This is a genomic window from Anaerocolumna cellulosilytica (assembly GCF_014218335.1).
Lineage (GTDB): Bacteria > Bacillota > Clostridia > Lachnospirales > Lachnospiraceae > Anaerocolumna > Anaerocolumna cellulosilytica.
This window is the reverse complement of record NZ_AP023367.1, coordinates 1,376,899-1,399,703: the sequence shown is the minus strand read 5'-3', so window position 1 is coordinate 1,399,703 and position 22,805 is coordinate 1,376,899. Positions and strand designations below refer to the sequence as shown.

General features: G+C 38.1%; 15 protein-coding genes. 2 read left to right on the top strand and 13 right to left on the bottom strand.

Translation table 11 applies throughout. The annotated features are described in order from the left end of the window. Positions 1 to 353 precede the first annotated feature (353 nt). The 3 genes from glyA to gltB all read right to left on the bottom strand — a co-directional run bounded on the left by glyA (position 354) and on the right by gltB (position 8,076). Positions 354 to 1,592, bottom strand: coding sequence for a serine hydroxymethyltransferase (gene glyA / locus acsn021_RS06095; protein WP_184092959.1), 1,239 nt, complete (start codon positions 1,590 to 1,592; stop codon positions 354 to 356). A 426-nt stretch (positions 1,593 to 2,018) separates the two neighbouring features. Next, positions 2,019 to 3,506 carry a glutamate synthase subunit beta gene (locus acsn021_RS06090; RefSeq protein WP_184092960.1) on the bottom strand — a complete coding sequence of 496 codons (1,488 nt, stop codon included), beginning with the start codon at positions 3,504 to 3,506 and terminating at the stop codon, positions 2,019 to 2,021. A gap of 10 nt (positions 3,507 to 3,516) precedes the next feature. Then, a complete protein-coding gene (gene gltB, locus acsn021_RS06085) occupies positions 3,517 to 8,076 on the bottom strand; it encodes a glutamate synthase large subunit (protein WP_184092961.1) in 4,560 nt (1,519 codons plus the stop codon). Positions 8,077 to 8,812: 736 nt separating this feature from the next. Here gltB and acsn021_RS06080 point away from each other — a divergent pair. Both acsn021_RS06080 and acsn021_RS06075 read left to right on the top strand, forming a co-directional pair. Beyond that, positions 8,813 to 10,726, top strand: coding sequence for a flagellar hook-length control protein FliK (locus tag acsn021_RS06080; protein WP_184092962.1), 1,914 nt, complete (start codon positions 8,813 to 8,815; stop codon positions 10,724 to 10,726). Between the two features lie 101 nt (positions 10,727 to 10,827). Further along, positions 10,828 to 10,989, top strand: coding sequence for a hypothetical protein (locus acsn021_RS06075; protein ID WP_184092963.1), 162 nt, complete (start codon positions 10,828 to 10,830; stop codon positions 10,987 to 10,989). A 198-nt stretch (positions 10,990 to 11,187) separates the two neighbouring features. Here acsn021_RS06075 and gatB read toward each other — a convergent pair whose 3' ends face one another. The 10 genes from gatB to glnA all read right to left on the bottom strand — a co-directional run bounded on the left by gatB (position 11,188) and on the right by glnA (position 22,764). Then, entirely contained in the window at positions 11,188 to 12,618 is a 1,431-nt protein-coding gene (gene gatB / locus acsn021_RS06070) for an Asp-tRNA(Asn)/Glu-tRNA(Gln) amidotransferase subunit GatB (RefSeq protein ID WP_184092964.1), read from the bottom strand. 17 nt (positions 12,619 to 12,635) lie between these two features. Continuing rightward, positions 12,636 to 14,075, bottom strand: a complete 1,440-nt coding sequence (gene gatA / locus acsn021_RS06065) for an Asp-tRNA(Asn)/Glu-tRNA(Gln) amidotransferase subunit GatA (protein WP_184092965.1) — start codon at positions 14,073 to 14,075, stop codon at positions 12,636 to 12,638. A gap of 54 nt (positions 14,076 to 14,129) precedes the next feature. Next, the gene (gatC, locus tag acsn021_RS06060; protein WP_184092966.1) at positions 14,130 to 14,417 is read right to left on the bottom strand and encodes an Asp-tRNA(Asn)/Glu-tRNA(Gln) amidotransferase subunit GatC; all 288 of its coding nucleotides are present in this window, start codon (positions 14,415 to 14,417) and stop codon (positions 14,130 to 14,132) included. 47 nt (positions 14,418 to 14,464) lie between these two features. Next, positions 14,465 to 15,805, bottom strand: a complete 1,341-nt coding sequence (aspS, locus tag acsn021_RS06055; protein ID WP_184092967.1) for an aspartate--tRNA(Asn) ligase — start codon at positions 15,803 to 15,805, stop codon at positions 14,465 to 14,467. Between the two features lie 514 nt (positions 15,806 to 16,319). Beyond that, positions 16,320 to 17,333: a S66 family peptidase gene (locus acsn021_RS06050; protein ID WP_184092968.1), complete on the bottom strand. Its 1,014-nt coding sequence runs from the start codon at positions 17,331 to 17,333 to the stop codon at positions 16,320 to 16,322. A gap of 306 nt (positions 17,334 to 17,639) precedes the next feature. After that, positions 17,640 to 17,864, bottom strand: a complete 225-nt coding sequence (locus acsn021_RS23215) for a DUF3784 domain-containing protein (protein ID WP_243182329.1) — start codon at positions 17,862 to 17,864, stop codon at positions 17,640 to 17,642. A gap of 142 nt (positions 17,865 to 18,006) precedes the next feature. Next, positions 18,007 to 19,236: an LL-diaminopimelate aminotransferase gene (locus acsn021_RS06040; protein ID WP_184092969.1), complete on the bottom strand. Its 1,230-nt coding sequence runs from the start codon at positions 19,234 to 19,236 to the stop codon at positions 18,007 to 18,009. A gap of 146 nt (positions 19,237 to 19,382) precedes the next feature. After that, positions 19,383 to 20,219 (bottom strand): diaminopimelate epimerase, encoded by an 837-nt coding sequence (gene dapF, locus acsn021_RS06035; RefSeq protein WP_184092970.1) that lies wholly within the window; start codon positions 20,217 to 20,219, stop codon positions 19,383 to 19,385. A gap of 611 nt (positions 20,220 to 20,830) precedes the next feature. Next, positions 20,831 to 21,373, bottom strand: a complete 543-nt coding sequence (locus acsn021_RS06030; RefSeq protein ID WP_184092971.1) for an ANTAR domain-containing response regulator — start codon at positions 21,371 to 21,373, stop codon at positions 20,831 to 20,833. Positions 21,374 to 21,432: 59 nt separating this feature from the next. Then, positions 21,433 to 22,764 carry a type I glutamate--ammonia ligase gene (gene glnA / locus acsn021_RS06025; protein ID WP_184092972.1) on the bottom strand — a complete coding sequence of 444 codons (1,332 nt, stop codon included), beginning with the start codon at positions 22,762 to 22,764 and terminating at the stop codon, positions 21,433 to 21,435. Between the last annotated feature and the right edge of the window lie 41 nt (positions 22,765 to 22,805).

Sequence of the window (22,805 nt, the reverse complement as noted above, 5' to 3'; positions counted from 1 at the left end):
TCATCCTTTAAATGATTAGGAAAGAGTAAATATCTTAATTAAATATTTCATATATTTAAATATTTTTCATACTGAACTATAACCGCTTATTACTTGGTTTCAATAACAATATGTACTTAATAGGATTATTATCGAATAAATACCATTAGATACATCATTATAATAATACAGTTCGATTGCGTAATTTACTATTCAAATCACTTTCAATATAAAAGGTAGAATTATTAATAGAGTATAAAAGCATCATAGATAAGGGAAACTCATTCCTTGTCTATGATGCTTTTTATTTAAATGATTTATCATTTTCTTCTACTTACCTTAGTAGATTGGCAGAAATCCTTAACTTTAGCAGTCTAATACAAAGGATATTTTTTCGTTAAATTCCTCACTATTTCCATAGCCTTCGCCTTATTCACGTCTACATCTTCAATCAATATGGCAATCGCTTCTGCGATGGTATCCATGTCTTCTGTATTCATACCTCTTGTTGTTACAGCAGGTGTACCCAAACGGATACCGCTTGTTACAAATGGTGAAGCAGGATCGTTGGGAACGGTATTTTTATTACAGGTAATATTTGCTGCATCCAATAGTTTTTCTGTTTCCTTACCGGTCACACCTTTGTTCTGTAAATCTACTAACATTAAGTGATTATCCGTACCACCTGATACAATGTTAAAACCACGATTGATTAATCCATTGGAAAGTGCCTGGGCATTCTCAATTACTTTACCTGCATATTCCTTAAAAGATGGGTCCAGAGCTTCCTTAAAGCAAACTGCCTTGGCTGCGATCACATGCATTAATGGTCCTCCCTGAATTCCCGGGAAAATTGCTTTATTTAGTTTATATTCTTCTGCAAATTCAGCACTGGATAAAATCATTCCCCCCCTTGGACCTCTAAGGGTTTTATGCGTTGTTGTAGTTGTTACATGGGCATAAGGTATTGGACTTTCATGATGGCCTGCTGCTACAAGACCTGCGATATGTGCCATGTCTACCATTAAAAATGCTCCCACTTCGTCAGCAATTTCTCTGAATTTCTTAAAATCTATCTTTCTGGCATAGGCACTTGCACCTGCTACAATCAGCTTCGGTTTACATTCTAGTGCTATCCGTCTTACTTCCTCATAATCGATAAAACCTTCTTCATTCACGCCGTAAGGTATGATATTATAGTAGCTTCCTGACATATTCACGGGACTTCCATGGGTTAAATGACCGCCATGTGCCAGATTCATTCCCATAACAGTATCACCCGGTTTTATTAATGCAAAAAATACTGCCATATTGGCTTGGGCACCTGAATGAGGCTGAACATTGGCATAAGTACAACCAAACAATTCTTTAGCTCTCTCAATTGCCAGATTCTCAGCAATATCAACATATTCACAACCGCCATAGTATCTCTTTGCCGGATATCCCTCCGCATATTTATTCGTCAGAGGACTTCCCATTGCTGCCATTACCGCTTTACTTACAAAATTTTCGGAAGCAATTAATTCAATATGATCATTCTGCCTTCCTATTTCTTTACTAATTGCTTCTGCAAGTTCCGGGTCAAAAACCTGAATATCATCGAATGAATACATCTCTTACCTCTTTCCTGCTGTATCTTCCTGACACTGCATTGTTATTCGTATATTAATAGAGCCTTTAAATGTAACACGTTAATGTTTTACAGTAAACTTGTCTATTGGTAGTATACCATAAATCTGTCCGGTTATAAAGTTATATTTCTCACTTTAATAAATAAGTACGCCTTATAAGCAGGCGTATATTTATCTCCTGCTTGATAAATAAATATCAATGAGGGTGTACCAAAAGTCGGTGAAAACTTCTTTTGATACACCCTCCATCCTATTCTAATTTATTATTGTATTGTGAAACATCTATTTTATATGACGAAACCAGTCTAAATCCCCAAATATGAATTATGGTTATTGGCAAGTTACCTTTGCCTTGGTAATTTTATCCACTTCCTATTGATAAAGTGTTTCACATTACCTAATCCTTAACTATTCCAGATTGCTATATCCCATCAGATGAGTATCCACAGCTTTCGCTGCTTCTCTTCCTTCTCTGATTGCCCATACCACTAGTGATTGTCCTCTATGCATATCACCTGTCACAAAGACATTTTCCACACTGGTCTGATAGTTTCCTTCCTTTGTTTGAACATTGGTACGAGCATTTAACGCCACACCAAAGGCTTTGGCTATATAGTTCTCGGTTCCCAAAAATCCTGCGGCTATAAATACTAAATCTACTTCAATTTCATATTCACTTCCCTGAATTTCTTCTATTTGATATCTTTTAGCCTCTTCATTATATCTATTTTGAAGCTTTATAATCTTAGCCTTAATCAGCTTTCCGCCTTTGTCTGCGATGAATTCTTTAACAGTAGACTGATATACCCTAGGATCATCTCCAAATACTGCAATGGCTTCCTCCTGACCATAATCTGTCTTGCATACCTTCGGCCACTCCGGCCAAGGATTATCTTCACTTCTGCTTTCCGGTAATTTGGGCATCATTTCCAATTGCACCACAGATTTCGCACCTTGCCTGATGGACGTTCCTACACAGTCATTGCCGGTATCACCACCGCCGATAACCAGAACCTTTTTGCCTTTTGCACTGATACATGCCCCATCTTCAAACTCTGAATCCAATAAACTCTTGGTTACACCTTTTAAGTAATCCACTGCAAAGTAGATACCTTTTGCGTCTCTTCCAGAAACTTTAATGTCTCTTGGATTGGACGCACCACAGGCTAAGATAACACAGTCATACTCTTTCTTAATCTTAGCAGCATTATAATTTTTTCCCACATCAGCTCCGGTTATAAAAGTAATGCCTTCTTCCTTCATCAGATTAATCTTACGATCAATAATATGCTTCTCAAGCTTCATATTCGGAATTCCGTACATTAATAAACCGCCTATCCTGTCGGAACGCTCAAACACGGTTACAAAATGTCCTCTCTTATTTAACTGGTCCGCTGCCGCAAGTCCGGAAGGACCGGAACCGATAACGGCTATTTTTTTACCGGTTCTAACCTTTGGCGGTTCTGCCTTTACATAACCTGCTTCATATCCGTATTCAATAATTCCTAGCTCATTTTCTTTGATAGCAACGGGATCTGTTGTCACATTGCAAGTACAAGCCGGTTCACAAGGGGCAGGGCATACCCTGCCTGTAAATTCCGGAAAATTGTTGGTTTTAAATAAACGGTTTAACGCCTGACTCATGTTATCATTGTATAATAAATCATTCCATTCCGGAATTAAGTTATTTAAAGGACATCCCGAGGTCATTCCGCTTAAGATAACGCCCGACTGGCAGAAGGGAACACCGCAATCCATACATCTTGCGCCTTGTATTTTCCGTTCTTCCTTGGGCAGAGGTATATGGAACTCATTAAAATTTTTAATACGATCCTTCGGTTTTACCTCCAGACTCAGCTTTCTGTCATAATCCATAAATCCTGTTGGTTTTCCCATACCTTACCTCCTAGCCTCTGGTGTTGGCAAAAAATGCCTCTATTTGTGCCTGTTCACTGCTTAAGCCTTTTTCTTCCATCTGGACAATGGTCATAAGCATACGTCTATAGTCATGCGGTATAATCTTTTTGAATTTAGGAAGGTGTTCCATAAAGTTATTAAGGATTTCTTTTCCCTTTGCGGAATTTGTATGGTTTACATGTTCTTCAATCATATTCTTTAATTCCAGCACATCATATTTATCTGTTACTGCTTCCATGGATACCAGTTCCTTATTAAGCTTCTTATAAAGGTCGGAGGCTTCGTCATATACAAAGGCAATACCACCGCTCATACCTGCTGCAAAGTTCTTTCCGGTTTTACCAAGGACAACCACACGGCCTCCAGTCATATATTCACAACCATGGTCACCAAGGCCTTCTACAACAGCCGTCGCACCTGAATTTCGGACACAGAAACGTTCTCCAGCGACACCATTAATAAACACCTTACCACTGGTTGCTCCATATAATGCGACATTACCGATAATAATATTATCTTCTGCTACAAACTTACTGCCCTTTGGAGGATATACTACCAGCTTACCTCCTGATAAACCTTTTCCGAAGTAATCGTTACTATCACCGCTTAAAGTAAGGGTAAGACCTTTTGGTATAAAAGCACCAAAGCTCTGACCACCGCTGCCGGTTCCTTTTACAACATAAGTATCATCTTCCAGTGTAGTTCCATGAGCTTTTGTAATTTCAGAACCAAGGATAGTACCAAAAGCACGATCAACATTGCTGACTTCCACTTCAATGGTTTTTGACTGTTTTGTATTGATTGCATTTTGTAATTTCTTTAGCAGAATGCGTTCATCAATGGTCTTTTCCAGTTCAAAATCATAAATCTTCTTCGGGTCAAAACGGAAATCTATATCTGTTCCCACATAAGAATTATTTAAAATCTTAGACAAATCAATTCTTTGTGCTTTTCCGGTTATGGCACTTTCTTTTACCTTTAATAAATCAGTACGGCCTACCAGTTCATCTATTGTTTTAATGCCTAGCTTAGCCATATATTCACGAAGTTCTTCTGCGATAAACTGCATAAAATTAACTACATACTCCGCTTTTCCCTTAAAGTTCTTACGGAGTTCAGGATTTTGGGTTGCAACTCCTACCGGGCAGGTATCCAGGTTACATACACGCATCATAACACAACCAACAGTCACAAGAGGAGCGGTTGCAAAACCAAATTCTTCTGCGCCCAATAAAGCGGCAATTAATACATCCCGTCCGTTCATGAGCTTACCGTCTGTCTCTACCACTACTTTACCTCTAAGACCATTCATAATTAACGTTTGATGAGTTTCTGCAAGACCTAATTCCCAGGGAAGTCCGGCATTGTGGATGGAATTTCTTGGTGCTGCTCCTGTACCACCATCAAAGCCGGAGATTAAAATTACACCTGCACCTGCTTTTGCAACACCAGCCGCAACCGTTCCTACCCCTGCCTCCGATACTAATTTAACAGATATTCTAGCTTGTTTATTGGAATTCTTTAAATCATATATTAATTGTGCTAAATCCTCAATGGAATAAATGTCATGATGAGGCGGAGGAGAAATAAGCCCTACGCCAGGGGTTGAATGTCTGGTTTTAGCAACCCATGGATAGACTTTTTCTGCGGGTAACTGTCCGCCTTCTCCGGGTTTTGCTCCCTGTGCCATCTTTATCTGGATTTCTTTTGCACTTACTAAATATTCACTGGTAACACCAAAGCGCCCGGAAGCTACTTGCTTAATGGCAGAACAACGGTTCAAACCATCCTTTCCAAGGCTTAAACGTTCTAAGCTTTCGCCGCCTTCTCCGCTGTTTGACTTACCGCCAAGCATGTTCATAGCAATCGCTAAGGTCTCATGGGCTTCCTGAGAGATAGATCCATAGGACATAGCACCCGTTTTAAAGCGCTTCACTATAGAAGCTACACTTTCTACTTCTTCTAACGGAATTCCTTTTTCAGGGAATTTAAAGTCTAAGAGACCTCGCAGGTTAATTCCTTCTTCCTCTGTTTCAATCATTTTTGAATACTCTTTAAAGGATGAATAATCTCCGGTACGAGTTGCCTTTTGCAACATGTGTATCGTCTTAGGGTTATATAGATGTTCATCTTTTCCGCTTCTAAATTTATGATTTCCGTTATTATCAAGAGTTAAGTCAACATTCAGTCCAAGAGGGTCAAAAGCCTTGGTATGCAGTTCATCCACCTGTTTTTCAATATCTTTAATAGTGATTCCGCCAATGCGGCTTACTGTATCTGTAAAATATTTATCAATAACTTCTTTACCGATACCTATGGCTTCAAATATTTTAGAGCCTTGGTAGGATTGAATGGTAGAGATACCCATTTTGGATGCAATTTTCACAATACCTTTTAACACAGCTTTATTGTAATCATTCACGGCTGCATAGTAATCCTTATCAAGCATATTGCTGTTGATAAGCTGCTTTATGGATTCCTGTGCAAGATAAGGATTAACCGCACATGCACCATAGCCTAACAAGGTCGCAAAATGATGTACTTCTCTTGGTTCTGCACTTTCTAAAATCATAGCTACCGCAGTTCTCTTCTTCGTTCTTACCAGATGCTGCTGCATGGCAGATACTGCCAAAAGAGAAGGAATTGCCACATGATTTTCATCCACACCACGATCGGAAAGTATTAATATATTTGCTCCTTCCTTATAGGCGCGGTCAGCTTCCACAAAAATATGGTCAATGGCACGTTCCAAGGAAGTGTTTTTGTAATAGATGATAGGAATGGTTTCTACCTTAAAACCTGGTATCTTCATGGATTTGATTTTTAATAAATCCGTACTGGTTAAGATAGGATTGTGTATTTTTAAAACTTTACAGTTTTCAGCACATTCTTCTAATAAGTTGCCGTCTTCCCCAATGTATACATCTGTGGAAGTAACAATTTCTTCCCGGATGGCATCAATTGGAGGATTGGTTACTTGTGCAAATAACTGCCTGAAATAACTGAACATAGGAGGATTATTCTTTGAAAGTATAGGAAGCGGACTGTCAGCTCCCATAGCTGCAACTGGTTCTCCTCCTACTTTCGCCATAGGAAGAATGGTAGTCTTATAATCTTCATACGTATAACCAAAAGCCTTCTGAAGCTTTGCTCTTTCATCATCATCGTATTCCCAAACTTTTTTATTTGGTATATGGAGTTCTTTTAATTTTACCAGATTGCTATCTAACCACTCTCCATAAGGACTTCGTTTTGCATAGCTGTTCTTTAAGTCTTCATCATCAATAAGACATCCTTTTATGGTATCAACTAGCAGCATCTTTCCCGGGCGAAGTCTTTCTTTTCTTACAATGTTCTCTGCCGGGATATCCAGTACCCCTACTTCTGAGGATAATACCAGGTGGTCATCACTGGTGATATAATATCTGGAAGGCCTTAAACCGTTACGGTCAAGTACTGCACCCATAATATCACCATCACTAAATAGAATGGAAGCCGGACCATCCCAAGGTTCCATCATAGTTGCATAATATTGATAGAAATCTTTTTTCTCCTGACTTATGTTTTGGTCGTTACTCCAAGGTTCCGGAATCGTAATCATAACAGCAAGGGGCAATTCCATGCCACTCATAACTAAAAACTCAAGTGCATTGTCTAGCATTGCCGAATCAGAGCCTTCTGCATTGATAACCGGAAGTACTTTATGAAGTTCTCCTGCAAGATATTTGGATTCCATGGTTTCTTCTCTTGCTAACATTTTATCCGCATTGCCTCGAATGGTATTAATCTCCCCATTGTGCACAATGAAACGGTTGGGATGCGCTCTCTGCCAGCTTGGGTTTGTATTGGTACTAAATCTGGAATGTACCGTAGCGATGGCTGAATCGTAATCTTTATCCTGTAGATCCTGAAAGAACATGCGAAGCTGATTTACTAGAAACATACCTTTATATACAATGGTTCTGCTGGATAAGGACACTACATAGGTATTATCATTGCTTTGTTCAAATGTTCTTCTGGCAATATATAACTTACGGTCAAAATCCAACCCTTTATCAACACCCGAAGGTCTTTTTACAAATCCCTGCATAATACATGGCATACACTCTACTGCTTTCTGTCCCAGAATACCCGGTACTACAGGAACATTCCGCCATCCAAGGAATTCCATACCTTCCTTTTCAACAATTATTTCAAACATTTTTTTAGCTTGGTTTCTATGAAGTTCATCTTGAGGGAAAAAGAACATACCGATACCGTAATCCCGCTCATCACCCAGAGCTATATTTAAGGATTTTGCTTCTTTTGAGAAAAACTTATGGGATATCTGCAATAAAATTCCTACACCATCTCCGGTCTTACCTTCTGCATCTTTACCCGCACGATGTTCTAGATTTTCTACAATTTTTAAAGCATTGGCAACAGTTTCATGGGTTTTGATACCTTTAATATTGACAACTGCACCAATACCGCAGTTATCATGTTCAAACCTTGGGTCATACAGGCCTTGTATGGTACGCTTTGTTTCTTCTAATCCATGTTTGTTCATTAGCACGCCTCTTTTCTTATATTTTAGTCTTGTTCCCAACCGGATACTATAGCTCCCATTACATGCCAAATCTGCTTACAGATGTGGCACTATCTCAAGTCAGTTTGTAAAAAAGTCCTTTATTCACACCAATCCCATGTATATTGCAAGCTTGCTTGTGATACTGCTTAAATAGGAAGATTAAAAATGCAGTGTATTTTTAACTTGTATCCGTCTGACAGAACTTTTTGTTTTATGCAAAATTATAACACTTTACTTCCTACTTCAAAATCTGTTAAAATGGTACAGCTTCAATTTTTATGCAGGAAATATTTTCCTTATACAATACAAAAAAGACGTCCCTGTGCAGAAACCTGCATGGGAACGTCTTTGTTCTGATTGAGATTATAATATAGATTCATTACAAAAGCAATCTTTTTTTGCAAAATAATTATTTTTATTAACTAATTCAATGCTATTTCGTTATTTTATTAAGTTTCATTGATTTTTCAGCTCCTTTTGCCGATATATAATAAATATCCATACTTAAGAACTGATTCTCTATCTAGTCTTCATTGAATAACATTGAATTTATACATACTGTTCCGATAAATTATACAGTTAACCTTTTATTACACCACTAAATCTTAGATATAATATACCTTTATAATCTACTGTATTATATCAAAACCTGTCCTTAGTTTTATTAAGCTCGTAAAATTTAACTAAAAACTTAGAATACTGATTGGAGGTACACATGATTAACCAACCCATTACAACAGGAACTACAGGAAAATCCTCCCTATCTTCTAAGGCTGCTTCTACAGCATCCTCTCACGCCATTTCTGCCTCCGCTTCCAGTGGTTATACAGGCATTGAAAAAGGGCAATTACTTCGTGGAGAAGTCGTTGACCTTAGAAGCAATGAAGTTACTGTAAAGTTAGAAGATGGAAGTGTTATAACAGGACGACTCGAAGATAATACCTCTTTATCCATTGGAAGCCGGGTAGTATTTTCTGTTGAAGAGGTAAGTGCTAAAACCCTTGTCTTAAAGATAGTCCCGGGTATGAATCAGACTGCTTATAATACAATTGATAAAGCCTTGGAAGCGGCCGGTCTAAGTAAGACTGACAAAAATAAAACCATCGTCAGAGAATTGTTGAACCAACAGATGCCCATTGATAAAAATACCATCTCTTTGATTCTGAAGCAATCTCTGCAATTTAAAGAAGTATCCATTGAGACCTTAGTGTTTATGAATAAAAATAACCTGCCTGTGACAGAAGCCAGTCTTGAATTCTTAAACAGTATGAGGAATTCCGAAAATAAAATTGCCGCACAGATTAATGACCTGTCAGATGCCATAAGCACTATCTTTCAGGAATCCCTACAAGATGGCAGCTATTCCGAAATAAGCCGTATTTTTCTTCATAAGCTGCTCTCACCTATAGCTAACCCGCCTGTTGACTCTACTATAGCCGGACAGCTTTCGCAAAAGGATGTTACTGATTTTTTAAATTATATAGAGACAGTACCTGAACTGAAGAACGTTATTTCGGACGAATTGCTTCTTTCCTTAAAGAGTGGGGCTTTCTCCAATCATGATTTACTACTATTGACAGATAACTTCAACAAAAACATTGACACAATTACTGTATCAGAAGAATTTCAACACCTGAAATTAATGCAGGCAATCACAAAAAACCTTGAGCATACCTTACCTTCTTCCGAGGTAAATGGACAAGTTGACGGAATGATTTTATCGCCGCTAAACACTCCGTACAGTGCTCATAGCTTGAATGTTAACCCGCCTGATGCAAACCCTACCCTCCCTCTAAGTTATGAGGAACGGAATACCCTAATAAATAATATACGCACTCTTACACAAGAACCACTCCCTGCATCCCTTGCTAATAGTATCTTAACCGGAGAAAGCTCTAGTAATGAAATACTTCAGTATATCAAGGATACCTTAGAGTCATTATCCTCCATTCAATCACAAGAAGCTGCTGCCTTTTTAGAAACCGCTGCTAAGGAGTTGTTAACTTCAAAAGAGTTTACAACGCTTTTAAAAGATGAACTGTTATCGAAATGGTCACTTTCCCCTGAGGATTTAAAAAAGCCGGATGCTGTAAAACAACTTTTTGAAGGTCTATTAAGACAGCTTCAGGATGTAAAAGCTTTTTCAGAGCATGCCTCCTCTACAACCTTAAATGCACAAGGTCAAGTAAACAACCTACAGGAAAATATTCATTTTATGAATTCCTTGAATCATTTATTTACCTATATACAGCTTCCTTTAAAGTTAAAAAACCAGTACAGTGGAGGCGAACTGTATGTCTATTCAAAGAGGAAATCAGAAAGAAGTACTAAAGAAGAAGGTATCAGTATCTTATTGCATTTGGATATGACACATTTAGGACCGCTGGATATATACCTTGATTTAGTAAAAAATCAACTTATAGGCAAGTTCTACCTTGAGAGTACTGAAATTAGGGATTTTGTATCTTCTAATATAAATGAACTAGAAGAAAAATTGATCCAAAAGGGCTATCAATTCAAAACGGAATTCTTAACCAGAGAAAAATCCATTGACATTATGGAAGATTTTATGAACAGAGAAGCAGATTTAAAAGTGAAACTTCCTAATAATTTTGATATAAGGGCATAGTATATTAGCTCCCATTGCTTGCAATACTGGTATAGAACGATTAAAAACGTACAATACTTTTTTATCTATCTTTCTGCGTTTAACCCTAATTGTATACTAATATGGAAACAGGACTTACACCGGAGCAGATGCTCTATGACTCCTCTGCATTCCAGCCGGCTTTTGCTAATGGGTGGGCCAGTGTAACTTCTGACTCCCTGGTTAATTTAATCGGACGCAATAATCTTACTTCGATAGAAGAGGCTGTACGACAACTTCTATAACATAAAGGTATATACTAACGCTTATTAATAAATAAAAGGGCTGTTACTAACTTCGCTGATTTTAAAACCAGCGTGTTAGAACAGTCTTTTTTATATTAATTATACTAGGCAATGCGAAACTCTTTGTTTAAAATAAGGAAGCAGGTGCAATCGTTGTTTTAACTAGTTCCGACCGATAAAATAACAGTTTCGTCATTACTATGATAATATCTCTTTTAAGATACGATTAATAGCACCGGGGTCGGCTTTCCCTTTCATTTCTTTCATGGTCTGACCTACTAAGAAACCAAGTGCTTTTTCCTTACCACTGCGGTAATCCTGTACAGATGCAGGATTCGTTTCCACAATCCGCTCAATGGTAGTCTTTAATAATCCCTCGTCACTGACCATGGAGAGTCCATTTTCTTCTACATATTTCACAGGGTCTATATCTTCTTTGAATATTTTTTCAAATACTTCCTTAGCAACGGTTCTATTAATCTTTCCTTCACCAATAAGAATAATGAGTTTTGCCAGATTTTGGGCAGAAAACCGGATGCTTTCCGGTTCCATCTCTTCTTCCTTTAACAATCTCATAGTTTCAACCATCAACCAGTTGGAAACTTCCTTGGGTTTGTTACAGATTGCTACCGTTTCCTCGAATAAATCTGCCAGACGTTTAGAACCGGTAATAATACCTGCATCATAAACAGGTATATCGTATTCTGATTCGTAACGTAGCATTTTTTCATCCCTAAGTTCCGGTTGACGGTTTTTTATTTCTCCTAGCCATTCATCACTAATTTCAATAGGTACTAAGTCGGGTTCCGGAAAATATCTGTAATCCTGCGCATCTTCCTTAGAACGCATAGCAAAACTGGTATCTTTATTATCATCCCAGCGCCTGGTTTCCTGTACGACAACTTTTCCATATTCTAAAAGTTCAATCTGGCGCTTTCTTTCTCCTTCAATGGCTCTTGCAATAGCTTTAAAAGAGTTCATATTTTTCATTTCTGTTCTAGTTCCGAATTCCTCTGCTCCTACCTCACGTATAGATAGGTTGATATCCGCACGAAGGGAACCTTCCTGCATCTTACAATCTGACACACCCAAATATTGCAGGATTAATTTTAATTTTTCCAGATAAGCAATTACTTCATCCGCTGAGCGCATATCTGGCTCACTTACTATTTCTATTAGTGGAACACCACATCGATTATAATCCACCAGGGTACAGTCTTCCCAAGGATCATGTATCAGCTTACCGGCATCTTCTTCCATGTGGATTTCATGAATACCGATTACTTTCTTAACGCCGTTTACATCTATCTCAATTCCTCCGTTGTGACAAATCGGAAGATAAAGCTGGGATACTTGATATGCCTTTGGAAGATCTGGATAAAAATAATTTTTACGGTCAAATTTACAATTTTGGTTAATACTGCAATTCGTTGCAAGTCCTGCAGCAATTGCATATTCTACTACCTTTTTATTTAATACTGGCAGTGTACCAGGCATTCCGGTACACACAGGACAGCAGTGTGTGTTGGGATCTCCACCAAATTGTGTGGTACAGCCACAGAATATTTTGGTAGCTGTTGCAAGCTCCACATGCACTTCCAGACCAATGACGGTTTCATATGATTTCATACTTTGCATTCCTTTCTTTAGGCTTTTGTACGCTCAAAACTATATGCCGCACGGATTATATCCTTTTCTCCAAAATGTCTTCCAATTAATTGCATTCCGATTGGAAGTCCAGCACTGTCATTGCCGCAAGGAACACTGATTGCAGGAAGACCCGTAAGATTTACAGATACCGTATAAATGTCATCCAGATACATTTTTAACGGGTCGGACAAGCTTTCAGAAAGCTTTGGTGCTGTTGAGGGTGCCGTGGGTCCAAGAATAATATCATATTTTTCAAAGGCCTTATCAAATCCTTGCTTAATCAATGCCTTTACCTTTAATGCTTTGTTGTAGTAAGCGTCATAGTAACCGGAACTTAATACAAAGGCACCAATCATCATTCTTCGCTTAACCTCCATACCAAAACCTTCACTCCTGGTCTGTTTGTACACCTCTTGAAGACCTTCAAAGGCTTCAGTTCTAAAACCATATTTTATACCGTCATATCTTGAAAGATTTGAACTAGCTTCTGCTGATGCGATAACATAATATGCCGGTATTGCATAATCAATGGCTTCCAAGTCAAATTCTTCAACAGTTGCACCTTTTTTCTCTAATTCTTTAGCTGCCGCCAGAATACTCACTCTGACTTCATCATCAAGACCTTTACCCAAATATCCTCTTGGTATACCAATTCGCATTCCTTTTACATCATCTACCAAAGCTTTGGAGTAGTCATAATTATCCTTCTTAACAGAAGTTGAATCCTTCCTATCATACCCGGAGATTATATCAAGTGCTGCCGCACAATCCGCAACATCTTTACCGATAGGCCCAATCTGATCCAGTGAGGATGCATAGGCTACAAGACCATATCTGGATACAGTACCATAAGTTGGCTTAATACCGGTTACTCCGCAGAAAGCACTTGGCTGACGAATAGAACCGCCGGTATCTGATCCTAAGGCATAAAAAGCTTCATCTGCTGCCACAGCAGCCGCAGAACCTCCACTAGATCCTCCCGGTACATGTGCTGTATTTCTAGGATTTTTTGTTACTCCAAAAAACGAGGTCTCTGTGGTACTTCCCATGGCAAACTCATCCATATTGGTTTTTCCGATAATTACGGCTCCTGCTGCCTTTAGTCTTTCTATTACCGTCGCTTCATAAGGTGGAACAAAATTATGAAGTATTTTAGAAGCACAAGTAGTTTTAACACCTTTCGTACAGATATTATCTTTAACTGCTACGGGAACACCGGCTAATGGAGACTCTTTCCATTCTCCTGCCTCTAGTCTTTTTTGTACTTCTATTGCCTGTGACAGAGCTTCTTCTTCTAAAAGGCTAATGTAACAGTTGTAACTTGCATCCTGACTTTTGATTTTATCTAATTGAGCTTTTACTGCTTCTGTTACAGATAGCTCTTTTTGTTTTATCTTTTTGCCCACCTTCAGGGCAGACAATGTTGTTATATCCATTTTTAGCTCCCATCTGCGACTTTAGGTCGCGTACAAATCTTACTATTTCTGAATTTATTCCACCGTTTTAGGCACCTTAAAACAACCGTCCTTTTTTTCCGGTGCATTCTGTAGTAATGCCTCACGATTATTTTGGTTAGTCACAACATCTTCTCTAAATACATTACGGATGGGGAATACATGGGACATCGGTTCTATACCATCCGTATCCAACTCATTCATGGTAGCCATATAATCCAATATGCTGCCCAAGTCTTTTTTTGCCTTTTCCTTTTCTTCACTGCTTAGCTCAAGTTTAGCCAGTGCTGCTACATAATCTATTGTACTGTCTGTAATTTCCATATTTTAACTCATTCCTTTCATTCTCACAATAAAAATCAATTACTTAATTAGGGCTCCAGTCTGGATACATCTCTTGGGAATAACGTTGTTTCTCTAACATTCTGTTCATCTAATAGCTTCATAGTAAGACGTTCCAGTCCAATTCCCAGTCCACCGTGAGGCGGCATGCCATGTTTAAATATCATAAGATAGTTCATAAAGTCTGCAACATCCATTCCTCTAGCAATCATTTTCGCTACCAGCTCTTCATAAGAATGAATTCTCTGTCCTCCGGTGGTTACCTCCATGCCTTTAAACAAGAGGTCAAAGCTTAAGGTGAATTTTGAATTTTTTGGGTCATCCATTGCATAAAACGGACGTTTTTTAGAAGGATAGTGAGTAACAAATACAAAATCACTATTATGTTCTTCTTTAAAGTATTTACCAATTAATATTTCTTCTTCCGGTTCCAAATCATATGGATTCTTAATTTTACGGTTATATTTTTCTGAAACCAATTGTTTTGCTTCATCAAAGCGTACCGTCGGAAATTTTGTTACATCCGGAAGAGTAATTCCTAACAACTTGATTTCTTTTGCATATTCTTCGGATAAGAATTGAAACGTATAATGTAACATAGCAGCTTCCATTTCCATAATATCTTCAAAACTATCAATATAACCCATTTCAAAATCAAGGCTGGTATATTCATTTATATGTCTTGTAGTGTTATGCTTTTCTGCACGGAAGACAGGAGCCGCTTCAAATACTCTATCATATACCCCAACCATTGTTTGTTTATAAAACTGGGGGCTTTGAGCTAAGAATGCCTTTTTACCAAAGTACTCAAGTTTAAATACATTTGCACCACCTTCTGCATTGCCAGCTACGATTTTAGGTGTTCTAACCTCTGTAAAATTCTTGGAGAACATAAAATCACGAAAAGCTCTAACAATACCTTCTTGGATTTTAAAGATGGCACGCTCCCTTACATTTCTTAAAGATATCGGGCGAAGAGAAAGTTTTGTCTCCAACGAAGTGTTTAACTTCCATTTGCTGATAGCTAGGGGCATAGTAGAATCTTTTGCAGGTTCTGACAATACTTTAATACAGGTTAAGCGGATTTCAAAACCGTTAGGAGCACGCTCCTCTGTATTAACAGTTCCTTTTACTTCAACAGTAGAACCTTCTCTAAGGCTTTTGATATCAAAACCCTGCACTGTTCCCTCCTCATATACACATTGCACCAGTCCATCCTGTTTTCTCAACACTACAAAAGAAAATTCACTCATATCACGAATGGTATGGACAGCACCTTTTAAGGTAACCTTCCTGCCACTGTATTCACCTTTTAAAATATCGCTGATTTCTACGGTTTCTTTTTGGCTTAATCCTTTAATAAAATCCATATTATTGCCTCCTGTTTGCTTTTTCTTACGATAAAATCATCCGTGTTACGCAAAAAAGTCCCGGACACATATTTTCATATATGTCCGGGACGGGATATTTAGAATAGCCCGCGGTACCACCCGCATTGAAAGTAATACTTTCCTCTCTTACACTTAACGCGTGTCACGCATAAGCCTACTTAGGTTCCATTTACTTAAGGATTCCATTCGACCTATGAGCTCCAGAGTGTTCCTTCCAGTACTTATCACAATAGGCATGCTCTCAGTCGGTGACACGCCATTCCTGTTATTCCGTGCATACATACAGGTTAGTCTCTTTCATAGCTGTTCATTTATTCATTTATAAAAATACATAGAATAGATTAATATTACACTTCCATTTTTGTATTAACTTAATCAGATTTATAAATGTGTCTGGGACTTCTCACTTGACACCAGTGTGATAACCATTGATTTTCAAACTGTTGACTTATATTAACACAGATTTTTATATCTGGCAAGGGCTAACCAAAAATTATTTTAACAAATATTTTAATCTTCCCTTACCGTCTTTACTGTATAATTCTGCAACAGCACCATTTATCATGGTCATCTGGGGGGCTTTATGCCCAACGTCTGCATCCAATATTATAGGCAAATTTAACTCTTCTAATACTGACAATACAGCTTCTTCATAACTAATTTCATAGTTCTCATCAAAAAAGGCAGGTCTTCCGAATATAAAGCCCTTCGCCCCTTCAAACCAGCCTGCTTCCCTTAGCTGCCAAAGTCCTCTCATTAAAGCATCACTGTTTAGAGCAAAGCTCTCTAAATACCACAGGATACCATCCTGTTTATAGTTCCTAATGAAATTCCTGGTGTTATCGTATTTTGTACCTGCCATATTCAACAATACGTCAAGGCATCCCCCAAGAAGTCTGCCGGATACGGTTACTTCCTCTTGCCCTGTTATAATATTCCAGCATACTGGCTTTTCTAATACATACCCTTCAGAACCGGTTACCTTGTCAAAAAAACCGTCTTCATATTTTGGAAAGCTCTTAAAAATTACATCTTCCCCTTCTAACAACGCAAGATTAGCTATTAATGCCTCATGCCACTCTGCCATTCCAAAATCGTTAAAATTACAGCCATATAACGTTGCTATGTCACAATTGGTAGTGACAGTAAATGTAATCCCTGTATTATCGGAATATCCCTGAAACCAGGTCGGATATTTCTTTAACTTCTCAAAATCAAGGTGAGGCAGAACTTCCATTAAAAAATCGCCGCCCTTTGCCGAAATAATCCACTTCACCTCTGGATTTGTAATTAACTCCTCTAATTCCTTAGCTCTTAAATCAGCGGCGCCGCTTCTTCCCTTTACACTGTTTCTTACAAGAGATGTTTCCAATACCTGATAACCTAGCTCGTTAAATTTCTTGATTCCGTTATCTAACCGGATAAAATCCGTATCCTTTTTATTACCGTCAGAAGGCGCAGTTATTCCTATTGCACAGCCGGAGGATAAAAACTCTGGATATATCATGTCAGCTCCTTTCCAAACTATTATTTTGGGGCGATTACGAAACGATAAGTCTAGAGGTTGGAAGTAGGTAAAATCACCAAAATAAAGGTGACTTTCCAATAATCGCAACCTGTTTTTAGTGATTTTGACTGGTTCCGACACATAAAATAACAGTTTTGCAAATGCTTGCTATTTTTTTTGATTAGGATATCAAAAGCCCTACTATTATTTTTAGTAATTGAAAAACTCTGTCCCTATATGTTGCAGAAAGAACAGAGTTTTAGTTATATTAAAGTTTTTGGCTCTGTCACAATATATTGTTGATTGTTAGAATAGCCCACCATTATACTTTAATTGAGTAAAAATCATACTAATTAAGCCACTAATAAAGCAGACTCCAAAGAATACCCATCCATAAAACGTATTTGTTATAAAATCTACTGTACCTGTCAATATCATTCCGCATCCCATTACAATACATGCTTTACCCATTTTTTCAGTGTATGGTTTCTTATCCTTTTCAATCACTTTCGTATAGTGGTAATCATGGATTAGTGTTATCTGCTCTTTTTTCCAGATACACCACCCTACGAAACTAAAAATAACCCTATTAGGACCAGAAATGTCAATTCAAACATATATACCCTCCATTCTATCCAATAGTTTAATTATTCTTCTATTTTAAGATAACTCTTTATGTTGTGACAGAGCCAAGTTTTTTAATACGTTCAATTGCTTCTAAGGTATTTTCATAAGTACCAAAAGCAGTCAGACGGAAGTACCCTTCCCCGCTTGGGCCAAAGCCTGAACCCGGCGTACCGACTACATTTGCCTCATTTAACAGATAATCAAAGAATTCCCAAGAAGTCATCTTATCCGGTGTCTTTAACCAGATATAGGGTGCGTTGACACCTCCTGATACACTGTAACCGGCGTCGAGCAATCCATCTTTGATGACTTTTGCATTGTTCATATAATAGGCGATCTGCTCTTTTGTCTGTTTTTTACCTTCCTCTGAATAAACTGCTGTTCCGGCTACCTGTATAATATAGGGTGCTCCATTGAATTTGGTACCTTGACGTCTTGCCCAGAGGCTGTTAACCATTACTTCGCCACACTTTAACTCCTTTGGAATTACTGTAAAACCTAATCTGGTACCAGTAAAACCAGCATTCTTAGAAAAACTTCGAAGCTCAATAGCACAGGTTTTCGCTCCGTCACATTCATAGATACTGTGAGGAACATCGGCTTCAGAAATATATGCTTCGTAAGCTGCATCATAAATGATAACAGCGCCGACTTTATTGGCATAATCAACCCATTTTTGAAGTTCTGCCTTGTTAATGGTAGAACCGGTGGGATTGTTAGGGAAGCAAAGATAGATAATATCTGGTGTCTCCTCGGGCAACTGAGGTGCAAAATTATTCTCAATAGTACAAGGCATATAAATAACATTGCTCCATTTACCTAAATCAGGCTGATATTCACCCGTTCTGCCACTCATAGCATTCGTATCTACATATACCGGGTATACAGGGTCACAAACAGCTATTTTATTGTTTACATCAAAAATATCTCCGATATTACCAGAATCGCTTTTTGCACCGTCACTAATAAAAATTTCATCAATTGCAATATCAACACCTCTGGCTTTAAAATCATGAAGAGCGATTGCAGATCTTAAGAATTCATAACCTAAATCTGGTGCATATCCCTTAAAGTTCTCCTTTACAGCCATTTCATCCGTTGCCTTATGAAGCGCCTCAATGACAGCAGGTGCTAACGGCAAGGTAACATCACCAATACCTAAACGAATAATTTTATTATCGGGATTCGCATCAGTAAAAGCTTTAACCTTCTTTGCAATATCAGAAAACAGATAGCTTCCAGGTAATTTCAGATAATTTTCGTTGATTTTAAACATGTTGTCCACTCCTTTTTTTCTATAGGTTCGCTTACATTACATATTGCAAGTCTCCTAGCTATACTATTATAATTCAGGGTGGGAATTATGCTTTTTAATTCACATTCGCTCCCACTGCATATCGTAAGTATCCTTGCGATACTGCTTTAATTCACATTTAATTCCCCATCAAAAACCGTAACAGCAGGTCCAGTCATGAAGATTGTATGCTTCTCCCTGTCATATTGAATCTTAAGTTCTCCCCCTAAAAGCCTTACGGTAACTGTATCTTCGGTATAACCATTTAAAATGCAGGCATAAACGCTGGCACAGGCACCGGTACCGCAAGCCAATGTCTCTCCTGAGCCTCTCTCCCATACTCTCATATCAATGGTTTTTCTGTCAATAACATGAATAAATTCCGTATTTGTTCGCTCCGGGAAAATTTCATTATGCTCAAATAATGGTCCTATCTTTTCAATTTCAACTGCCTTTGTATCTTCAACAAATACAACGGCATGAGGATTCCCCATAGAAACACAAGTTATTTCATAAGTATTGCCGTCAATTAAAAGCGGTTCAGCAATTACTTGTTTTTTATCACTAATGACTGGTATAAGGCCTGGTTTTGTAATAGGTGTTCCCATATTTACAGTAACCTCAGTCACTTTCCCATCTGTTACGTTCAAATCCAGATATTTTACACTTCCGCCAGATTCAACTGTTATATTTTTCTTATCTGTTAGACCGTAATCATAGACATATTTTGCAACACAGCGAATACCATTTCCGCACATCTGGGAATTAGAACCGTCCGCATTGTACATATCCATAGTAAAGTCCGCCTTTTCAGATGGCTTAATCAATATAAGCCCATCCGATCCGATACCAAAATGTCTGTCGCTGACAACTCTAGAAAGATAAGGAGCATCCGCTACCTGCTCTACAAAGCAGTTTACATATACATAATCATTACCGCACCCATGCATTTTTGTGAATTTCATACGATTTTAATCCCTTTCTTACCATGTATTCCTGTTATCAAACACTACCTATTTTACCAACTAAGAATACTCTTATATTTTTCTGTTCTCTAGTTCCTATTGCATACCACATCTTAGGCTGATGCAGCACTGCCTCTAATCAGGGTGTGAAATTGCTTTTTATTTCACACTAGTATTCTACAGAACATTATTTAACAGAAAAACCAATATAATGCTTTCTATATTGCATATAATGCTATTTCACGCTACTGCTATTAACTATCTTCCTGCCTTAATTTAGTAAGACACCGTCTAAAAAACATTATAACAAATACTAGGTGTTGGGTAAAGCTCTTTTCCCTAATTTATCGCGCTTACTCCCGTGAGATTCGCCTATGCTGATATGCCTGACTTTATTGTGTAACATTCCCTTTCCCTTACACTCTTACTTTGCAGGAATGGCATAAAAGGAACTATGCAGCTTACAAAATACATCTGCCAGGGGAATTGCCTGTATATACAAGCATGACGTAATGTTGTTTTGTAAATTACATAGTCCATGAACCCAGAACGTATACGAAACATTCAATCCGACAGAAGTATTTTCAGATACACTCTAGAGCATCCTCAATCTACATTAAGCTTAATATCATTTCAGCCATTTCTACCATGTTGGTTCCACTGTCCATACTGTTTTTCTGTATGTATCGGTGTGCCTCATCCTCTGTCATATTATTTCGTTCCATAAGAACTAGCTTAGCTTTGGTAATCACGGCTTTATCTTCTTGTGATCTGAGCTTCGGTTTGTCTTTTTCTTTCTTTTTGCGCCTTACATAATTATAACTCATCATCTGTAAAGTATTCAATAAGTCATGCATCTTGATAGGCATACTAAGACAGACAATGTTGTTATCTGTACATTCTTCCAACTTAGTGGCAGATGCAATCAGAAGCATTTCAAACCCTTTAGGGAGATAATTATTTAATTCACTATAATGCATATCTGAAAAACGGTAACCGCATATTACAATTCCGTCATCTAATTCATTTGCAATGCTTACCACTTGGGCCCCGGTGGTACAGATGGCATTTACCTCAAAACCGTTTCTAATTAGGGCATTTTTCATATTGTTAGCATCATCAATCTTAGGGAAAGCTATTATTATACTCAACACATCCGATCACCTCCATCGCTTTATTTTTTTCACTCAGCGGATTCTTCCACTTTGCTACTTTAAATGCGATGTAAGTATTGATCGATTTCCCACTGTGAAACCTGAAGCTCATACTGATTCCATTCCAGATATTTAGCTTCCAGATACTTCTTAGTTGTATGTTCACCTAGTACGTCTTTTATGAGTTGGTTCTGTTCCAGTGCTACTAAAGCTTCTTTTAAATTAACCGGAAGACTCTTTATTCCAAGAGAAGCCTTTTCTTCCTGTGTCATTACAAATATATTTTTGTCTACACTGTCCGGAGGTGTTAATTTGTTCTTAATACCATCAAGTCCTGCTGCAAGGCATACCGCCAACGCTAAATATGGATTTGCTGCCGGGTCCGGACATCTCAGTTCCACTCTTGCACTACTGCCTCTTGCTGCCGGAATACGTATTAATGGACTTCTGTTCGTTGCTGACCAGGCAATATAAACCGGTGCTTCATATCCTGGTACTAATCTCTTATAAGAGTTTACTAAAGGATTGGTTATGGCAGCCATCCCCTCCATATGTCTCATGATACCTGCTATAAAGTGGTAAGCATCCTGGCTTAAACCCAGCTTACCATTGGGGTCATCAAATATATTTTTTCCATCTTTACTTAGAGACATATTCACGTGCATACCTGAACCATTAATACCAAATTTGGGTTTTGGCATAAAGGTTGCATGAAGTCCATGTCTTTTTGCAATAGTTCTAACTACCAGTTTAAAGGTCATAATGTTATCAGCGGTTTTTAAAGCATGGTCGTATTTAAAATCTATCTCATGCTGCGCCGGCGCTACTTCATGATGAGAAGCTTCAACAGTAAAGCCCATATCCTCCAAAGTTAATACCATTTCACGTCTGGCATTTTCGCCATTATCTAATGGCCCCACATCAAAGTAACCACCCTGTTCAAGGGATTCTGTACTGGGTTCTCCATTGTCCTTCGAATTAAATAAGAAAAATTCACATTCCGGACCTACGTTAAAGGTATAACCTAATTCCTTGGCCTCTTGTACTACCTTCTTAAGAATATATCTTGGGTCGCCTTCAAAGGGTGTTCCATCCGGTCTGTATACGTCACATATGAATCTGGCAACCTTACCTTGTTGTGGCCTCCATGGGAAGATTTCAAAGGTGTCTAAATCTGGATATAAATACATATCCGATTCTTCGATGCGTACAAATCCTTCAATAGAAGACCCATCAAACATGCATTTATTGTCCAGTACTTTATCGAGTTGGCTAGTAGTAACCGCCACATTCTTTAAGTTGCCGAATATATCCGTAAATTGCAGTCTGATAAATTCAACATCCTCTTCTTCAACCATCCTTATGATATCTTGTTTTGAATAATGACTCATATTTTACCTCTCCCTTTGTTATTATTTTTATCCTGTTAAAC